Genomic DNA, 6,750 nt, shown 5'->3' with positions numbered 1-6,750 from the left:
TAGAACTTTTGACGCTACCTCACAAACATCAACCAAAACGCCAAGGAACAGCTCCTTGACGTTTCTTACTCCCGCGGAGAAAGGGGGATGTCTGAGCCATTTTTGTGTTCGATCGTGGCCTCGATGGTTCCCTCCGCGTACATATCGCTCACTTGTTCATGTGTTTCAGCCAATGCTGAACCAAGAAACGAAGCTGCCTCATCATTCGACGGGACATACTGCTGTAAAGCCATCTCAAGCGATTGTTTGTTTTCCGCCATCTGTATTCCTCCTTGTTCATGCCGTTCATTATATTAATGTAGAACAGGGGGGGAAATAAAAAGAGGAAGTTTATGGATCATGTATGTATACATCAAGACAAACGCGGCAAACTAACGATAAACAAATGGAAAGAGAGGATGATGGCTAATGAGACAGCCAAAGCAAAACAACAGCCCTGAACAACAAGAAAAAAAACAACAACCGGACAAAGACAGGGAAAAACAGCCGGGATACGGCGATAAAAAATTGGAAGGACCAAACCATCCAGCAGAATAAAGGCGGCGAATCCCAATGAGACATTTGCTTGCGTTAGTGCTGAAATATTTGCTGACCACCACGGTGATGTTTGCCATTTTACCGCTGTTTTTGCGCATTTCATCGGCAGAGATTTTATGGTTTAGCCTTTGGCTGACGCTTGTCGCCTATGCGCTCGGCGACTTGTACGTTCTGCGGCGCTTGGCAACGTCTCAGCGACGATCGCCGATTTTGGGCTTGTGTTTGTAGCGGTATGGATCGGCATCGGCGCGTTTTATGACATCGCCGGCGCCGCCATATTAAGCGCGGCGTTTTTTTCCGCCCTGCTTGCGGCGATGGGGGAATTGCTGTTTCACGCCTATGTGCTGCGATTTGTCACTGTCGAGCACGGTGAAAAAGACGCTCCGCTCATCGGCCGCCAATGGCAAACGGAGGCGGCGGAAGAGTTTGACGTCCGCGCCGCCCGTCCGGATGACAAAGATCGTGAACGAGCGGAACAAGAAAATGATCGGTACGGTCAAGAGCCTCCTCATCCCCCTATTCTATAAAGAAAATGGAGGCTGCACAGCCGGGATGCCGGCCGCTTCAGTTGACAGTCCGTCCTCCTCCCGTTCAAAACCAAACGGATGGCAAGTGAAAAAAACGGGTGTCTTCTCGTTCGCTAGACACCCGTTTCGCATGAGGCTCTTTGATTTTCTGGCGCTTTCTTCTACAGCCATGGACGGATCCATCGACCGCTTGGCCGCAAGCCGAAACAGGGCAATCTCCTATCCGCCCTTATTGCTCCGGTCGTTTCAGCGCAAGCAGCGTCTGTTTCAATTCCGCTTCCATCGCCGCCAGCTCGCGTTCGGCCTGCTGCCGCTTTAATCGACCTTCCGCTTGGATTTTCAACGTTTCTTCGAGCGTAGCGATCAAATTTTCTTGTGTTCGCTTCAACGTTTCGATATCAACCAAGCCACGCTCGTTTTCCTTGGCGATTTCAATGCTGTTTGTTTTTAACATCTCCGAATTGCGCAATAACAGCTCATTCGTCGTTTCGGCGACCTGCTTTTGCGCCGCAGCCGCCCTTTGCTGCCGAAACAGCGTCAAAGCAATCACGACTTGATTTTTCCAAAGAGGGATGGCATGCAAAATCGACGATTGAATCCGCTCGACAAGCGTTTCGTTCATATGCTGAATCATGCGGATTTGGGGCGCAGTCTGGATCGTCACTTGCCGGCTGAGCTTTAGGTCATGCACCCGCTTCTCAAGCCGATCGGCAAACTGCCGCAAATCTTGCACCTCTTGCCATGCCATTTGGTCGCCGGAGCGCTCCGCTTCCGCTTGCTTTTCTGGAATCGTCTTCGTCCGCAGCTCTTCGAGTTTGTATTCCGCTGCCGCAATATAAATATTGAGCGCTTCAAAATAGTCTTTGTTTTTTTCATAGAGCGTCTCAAGCATCATGATGTCGCGAAGCAACAAATGCCGGTGCTTCTCAAGCCGATCAGCGATTTTGTCAATTTCAACGCCGATTTTTTGGTATTTCGCCACCATCTCTTGCAGCGGCTTGGCCACTGCGCCGAACAAGCGGGACAGCCACCCTTTTTTCGCCGGCATTAGGTCATCGGGGTTGACCTCCTTAATTTTGGCCATCAGTTCGCTGATCACTTCGCCGACCGGCCCAGCGTCTTTCGTTTGCACATGATGCAAAATCGCATGAGAAAACTTCGACAGCTCGGCTTGCGCCGCCACACCGTATTGCAAGACGGCCTGATGGTTGGCCGGGTCGATTTGTTTGGCGAGCGCAAGCGCTTTTTCCCGATGCTCAGGCTTCAACGCATCAAGCGCGCGCGCCGGCTTTTCTTCCTCCTTGAGCCGCGGTTCGGCCGGCGAAGAAAACGGCTTTGCAAGCAGCTCATCAAGGGAACTTGTCCGTTCCAGCCCTTGCAGCCAATCCGTCGGTTCCATCCCGTGATTCCGTTCGTCCATCGTCATTCTCCTTTCTTTGACAGCGGCAGACGAAGCCCATCCGATTGTCGGAGCGATCGCTCGAGCCATTTCGCTTCCGTTTGCAGCGACCAGATGTCGTTCGATAACACCTCAAGCAACTGCCGTTCAGCCGCTGAAGTCAGCTCGTCAAGCACTCTTTCCGTCTCCTGCAACACTTTTGCCATATCGGCGCTTTGCACCGGCTGTTGCGCCAAATAAACGTATTTCTCCACCATCTCCACCGCCGTCGGCCATTCGTTTAAGAAAAATGGCTGGGCGAGGCGCAGTTGATGTGGTTGTTGCTCGATGGCGCGAATGATTCGATCGACGATGGCACTCAACCGGGAAACCGTTTGCCACATCACCACAGAACGAAGCCGATAGCGAGCGCGACGCAGCCGCTTCCATAACGCGCGCGCTTCGCCAAGCTGGCTGCGAACGTAGACAAGCTCCTCAGCGGACACATCAGCCGGCAGGCGATGATGCCGCCTTTTCATGATGGCGGACACCCCCCACATCGCCCCCATTCCGGATAAAATCGAAGGCCAAAAGCGAAAATCAGCAGCGATGAATACGATCACCGCGACGATGACCCCTGCGTTCCATGAGACAAACCAACGCCATATCGTACGAAGCAGCTGCTTCATGGTCCCTCTCCTTCTTTAATCTTTTCTTTCATTATAGCATGTCCATTCCATGATACGTACAAGCGCCCAAAGAAGTTTCATCGCCAACTGGACGGCGCGCATAGGACAATGGCCGCTTCGAATAGGCTATAGTAACAGGGCCATCGAAAGGGGAATCGGGATGAAAGCGATCAATTGGCAGCTTGTCTCCTTTGTCGCGATCTCGCTGTTGAAAGAATATTGGTGCTATGCCGGACTGCCGCGCGTCTACTATTGGCAGGCGGCGGATGATGACAAAAAAACTGCCTAACAGCAGAAGGAGGGAACACGATGCAGCCTTGGCACCGCCCCACACCGCCAACCGCCTCCCGCGCCGCACTGACCGTCACCGGCCAAGGGACAGTCAGCGCCAAGCCAGACACCGTCCTCATTGCGATCGGGGTGCGCACCGAACACGTCCATATTCAAGAAGCGCTTGCTGACAACGCGAAACGCACCGACGCAGTCATTGGAGCACTCAAGGCGCTTGGCGTGCAAACAGAAGATTTGGAGACGACGGCGTTTTCCATCTATCCCCAATACGAACATCACAATGGAGCCGACGTATTATCCAGCTATAGAGTCGAACATTGGCTTGAAATCACCGTCCGCGACCCTAAAAAAGCCGGCGCCATTTACGAGGCGGCCGTTGCCCATGGAGCAAACCTCGCCCGCGGCTTGGAATTCCGTCTAGCAAACGAACAAGCCCATTACCAGCAGGCATTGGCGTTGGCCGTGAAAAACGCCAAAGAAAAAGCGCTGGCCATCGCCCGCGCTCTCAGCTTGCCTCTTTATGACACGCCGATTGAACTGAAAGAACAGTCATCGATCCGGCCGTCGCCATACGGTCCGGCTGTTCTCAGCGTTTCCTCATCAGCGCCGCCTGTGCAGACGCAAGATGTTGTCATTACCGCCGTCGTGGAAGCGGTATTTGCTTATTCGTTCATTTCGTGATATCGACTTCATGGACGCGGGCGCCGCCAAACAGCTCGACGCGGACGGTTTTCTTTTTCCCATTCGAATGGACGACGGTTACAGCGTACGCGCCCGGCAAATACGGGCCGATTTTTTTGACAAATGGGTCTTTCGTCGCCTCCTCTTCCGTTTTCACCCCATTGACGACAAGCAACGCCTCCGGATCATCGACGCGCACATGGAGAAAATAGAGGGCTGGCTCAAACACATACCGGTCCTCAAACACATGAATCGTAAACACCGGCGGGTAAGATGTCAATCCTTTAATATACACGTGGCCGCTCTTGCGCTGGCGGGCAAACTCCCGATCTAGCTGTTTATACGCTTCTGGGTGCCGTTCCACATACGCGAACAACGGCGCCAACGTTTTCTCGTTGATCGGCACGCTTTCCTCCGTCACCCGCAGCATCGCCTGCAAAGCGGCCACATCGCGGTCTTCGATCGCATCTTTTAAACGCATAATGGCCATTTCTCGGCTCGCGGCCGTCTTCAACGCCCCATACCCGCTCCAAAGAAGCGTGCTCGCCCCCCACAGAACGACGATGGCGACAAGCAGCCAGCCGATGAGACGGTATTGCTTTTTTCTCCTCTTTTCCCGAGACAAAACGCGCGCCTGCTGCCTCTTTTCGCTGCGCGCCAACGCCGCGGCGCCGTTCTGACCGCCGCGGCTTCCCGTTTCCCCCTCAATGGCATCCGGTTCGAACACGCGCGGTTTCATGAGCGCTTCCCCTCTCCTTCTCGCTGCCTAGTTCCACTTTATGTCAGAGACAGGGAATATATGTTACACGAACAACGGTGCGCTTTTTATTATACCCGCCTGAGCGAAAAACGGATAGCCGTTTGCACCGCCCATTATCGCGAAAACGAAGCGTTCGGTTGCTCCATTCGCCGCCCGACTTGTTGAAACATCCAGGCGTATAAGGCCGCGCTTCCTAGCGCCAGCATCCCAAGGACAACAAACGTCCATGCATAGCCGATCCATTCCGCCGCGGCGAGCGACAGCGGCGCCAACATCCGCCCAATCGTAAAACGGAGACTGGCGGCGGCAAAATATTGGCCGCGCATCGCCTCCGGAGCCAAGCGGGAAATGAACGACTGCTGCAAGCCAGCTGTCATCAACTCAGCCAGCGTAAACAGCGCCATGACCGCGATCAATCCGAGCAGCGAAGACGTTTGACTAAACAGCCACATCGAGATGCCGTATAAGACGGATGAACCGACAAACGCCTGCCGCTCCGAGTAGCGAGACATCCAACGCGTCACAGCCACCGTGCATAGTGCGACCAACAGACCGTTTTCGGCAATGAGCCAACTAAAGGCGCTCGCGCCGTCAATCGTCCATCCTGCCAATGTTTCGGCTTCGACCGTTTCTTTTGTATATACCGGGATCAGCAAGTCAAGCTGTTTGACACTCCGCACGGCTAAAGCCGTGGGATTCTTGGGTCATTCGCGTCCTCATCCATTTCTGGTTCGGACCACGCCCAAGATCAGGGGTGTGTCATCACCCCGTCCCATCGGGTTAGAATGTACCCCGATGGGCGGCGCACCTGTGACCAGTGCGCTAGGTTAGGCGGCGAAGCCCGAAATTGCTTTGGCGATGTTGATGGCGCCATTTAAGTCGGCGTGGAGGGTGTATCCGCATTTTTTACACTGAAAGTGGATGCCATTGCGATTTCCCTTTTCCCGATGTCCACATTTACACGTTTGGCTCGTGTAGGTCGGCTTCACCCACTCGACCCGAATGCCTGCCATTTCCGCCTTATAGGCAATCATCGTTTGCAGTTGATGAAACGCCCAAGCATGAAGGCTTCGTCCTGCTTCTTTGGCCGATGTTGCCCGTTTCCGAATGCCCGTCAACTCTTCCATTCGAATCACGCCAACACCGTTGGCGAGCGCAAAATTCACGATTTGACGGCTGATTTTGTGATTTTGATCCTTCATCCAGCGGGACTCTTTACGGCCGATTTTGCGAATCATATGGAGCTTCTTGGCTTTTCCTAATCTCCTTCGCAAAGCCGCATATCGTCGGCGTACAAAGGCGCATTGGTTCCCTTTGAAAAACCACGATTTCGTTCCCACGCTGGCAACAGCGAGATAGCGAAGTCCAAGGTCAACCCCCATCACCTTTGTTTCGTGTCGCGGCTTGACTTCAAAGGTGATCGCGATCGCCAAGCACCATTTCTTTCTCTTTTTGTAGAGCTTGGCCGCCCCTTGTTTGGCGGTTCCGTTCAACAATCGATTCAGCCATGCTTCTTGATAGGGACGCGTGACCACCGGCACACCGACTCGCTTCTCTAATGTTGGGAATGAAACGGTGTAGAACTCTCCTTTCTTTTCCACCTTCACGTTTTGATTGTTAAAGCAACACCATAATGTTCGAAACCTCTTTGTTTTCTGGTTTTTCTTTTGGGACTTCACTTCTCGAATCGTTTGATTCACGACGGCGGAAGGAAATCGTTGTGACGAAAACGCTTTAAAAATTTTACTCGTCGCTTGATTCAGTTCTGGATGATCCAACAGCCAATTCGCAAACTCTGTGTTCACTTCTGTCATCCGTTCATACATTTCCTGTTTGACTTTCGTTGGGTTGTGCAGTTCCAGCCTTAGCGTGATCGTCGGCATGGAT

At 53.1% G+C, this 6,750-nt stretch carries 8 protein-coding genes and 2 pseudogenes; 4 read left to right on the top strand and 6 right to left on the bottom strand.

Translation table 11 applies throughout. From position 1 onward, the window contains the following. Positions 1-65: 65 nt before the first annotated feature. Entirely contained in the window at positions 66-260 is a 195-nt protein-coding gene (locus I656_RS05915; protein ID WP_020755559.1) for a YozQ family protein, read from the bottom strand. 148 nt (positions 261-408) lie between these two features. Here I656_RS05915 and I656_RS19750 point away from each other — a divergent pair, with 148 nt between their 5' ends. Both I656_RS19750 and I656_RS19910 read left to right on the top strand, forming a co-directional pair. Then, positions 409-537, top strand: a complete 129-nt coding sequence (locus tag I656_RS19750) for a hypothetical protein (RefSeq protein WP_013145583.1) — start codon at positions 409-411, stop codon at positions 535-537. 15 nt (positions 538-552) lie between these two features. Then, positions 553-1,064 (top strand): annotated as a pseudogene (locus tag I656_RS19910) (YndM family protein). Positions 1,065-1,293: 229 nt separating this feature from the next. Here I656_RS19910 and I656_RS05920 read toward each other — a convergent pair. Continuing rightward, a complete protein-coding gene (locus tag I656_RS05920; RefSeq protein ID WP_174520678.1) occupies positions 1,294-2,484 on the bottom strand; it encodes a toxic anion resistance protein in 1,191 nt (396 codons plus the stop codon). A 2-nt stretch (positions 2,485-2,486) separates the two neighbouring features. Then, positions 2,487-3,131: a 5-bromo-4-chloroindolyl phosphate hydrolysis family protein gene (locus I656_RS05925; RefSeq protein ID WP_020755555.1), complete on the bottom strand. Its 645-nt coding sequence runs from the start codon at positions 3,129-3,131 to the stop codon at positions 2,487-2,489. A 160-nt stretch (positions 3,132-3,291) separates the two neighbouring features. On the opposite strand from I656_RS05925, the gene I656_RS19745 reads away from it, so the two are divergent. Continuing rightward, a complete protein-coding gene (locus I656_RS19745) occupies positions 3,292-3,420 on the top strand; it encodes a hypothetical protein (RefSeq protein WP_013145587.1) in 129 nt (42 codons plus the stop codon). Positions 3,421-3,440: 20 nt separating this feature from the next. After that, positions 3,441-4,103, top strand: coding sequence for an SIMPL domain-containing protein (locus I656_RS05930; protein ID WP_015374632.1), 663 nt, complete (start codon positions 3,441-3,443; stop codon positions 4,101-4,103). On the opposite strand, the gene I656_RS05935 is transcribed toward I656_RS05930, so the two are convergent. The 3 genes and pseudogenes from I656_RS05935 to I656_RS05945 all read right to left on the bottom strand — a co-directional run bounded on the left by I656_RS05935 (position 4,093) and on the right by I656_RS05945 (position 6,746). Then, positions 4,093-4,842 (bottom strand): membrane associated protein, encoded by a 750-nt coding sequence (locus I656_RS05935; protein ID WP_020755553.1) that lies wholly within the window; start codon positions 4,840-4,842, stop codon positions 4,093-4,095. The genes I656_RS05930 and I656_RS05935 overlap by 11 nt on opposite strands. A 134-nt stretch (positions 4,843-4,976) precedes the next feature. Continuing rightward, positions 4,977-5,531: pseudogene (locus tag I656_RS05940) on the bottom strand (MFS transporter); the annotation flags it as partial. 159 nt (positions 5,532-5,690) lie between these two features. Beyond that, the gene (locus I656_RS05945) at positions 5,691-6,746 is read right to left on the bottom strand and encodes an RNA-guided endonuclease TnpB family protein (protein WP_033005928.1); all 1,056 of its coding nucleotides are present in this window, start codon (positions 6,744-6,746) and stop codon (positions 5,691-5,693) included. Between the last annotated feature and the right edge of the window lie 4 nt (positions 6,747-6,750).

Origin of the sequence: Geobacillus sp. WSUCF1, from assembly GCF_000422025.1 — a bacterium.
Lineage (GTDB): Bacteria > Bacillota > Bacilli > Bacillales > Anoxybacillaceae > Geobacillus > Geobacillus zalihae.
This window is presented reverse-complemented; position numbering and strand designations above follow the sequence as displayed.

What these genes read in the sequence shown, in the direction of transcription:
- I656_RS05915 (WP_020755559.1), bottom strand. Translation starts at nt 260, where the DNA reads ATGGCGGAAAACAAACAATCGCTTGAGATGGCTTTACAGCAGTATGTC.
- I656_RS19750 (WP_013145583.1), top strand. Translation starts at nt 409, where the DNA reads ATGAGACAGCCAAAGCAAAACAACAGCCCTGAACAACAAGAAAAAAAA.
- I656_RS05920 (WP_174520678.1), bottom strand. Translation starts at nt 2,484, where the DNA reads ATGGACGAACGGAATCACGGGATGGAACCGACGGATTGGCTGCAAGGG.
- I656_RS05925 (WP_020755555.1), bottom strand. Translation starts at nt 3,131, where the DNA reads ATGAAGCAGCTGCTTCGTACGATATGGCGTTGGTTTGTCTCATGGAAC.
- I656_RS19745 (WP_013145587.1), top strand. Translation starts at nt 3,292, where the DNA reads ATGAAAGCGATCAATTGGCAGCTTGTCTCCTTTGTCGCGATCTCGCTG.
- I656_RS05930 (WP_015374632.1), top strand. Translation starts at nt 3,441, where the DNA reads ATGCAGCCTTGGCACCGCCCCACACCGCCAACCGCCTCCCGCGCCGCA.
- I656_RS05935 (WP_020755553.1), bottom strand. Translation starts at nt 4,842, where the DNA reads ATGAAACCGCGCGTGTTCGAACCGGATGCCATTGAGGGGGAAACGGGA.
- I656_RS05945 (WP_033005928.1), bottom strand. Translation starts at nt 6,746, where the DNA reads ATGCCGACGATCACGCTAAGGCTGGAACTGCACAACCCAACGAAAGTC.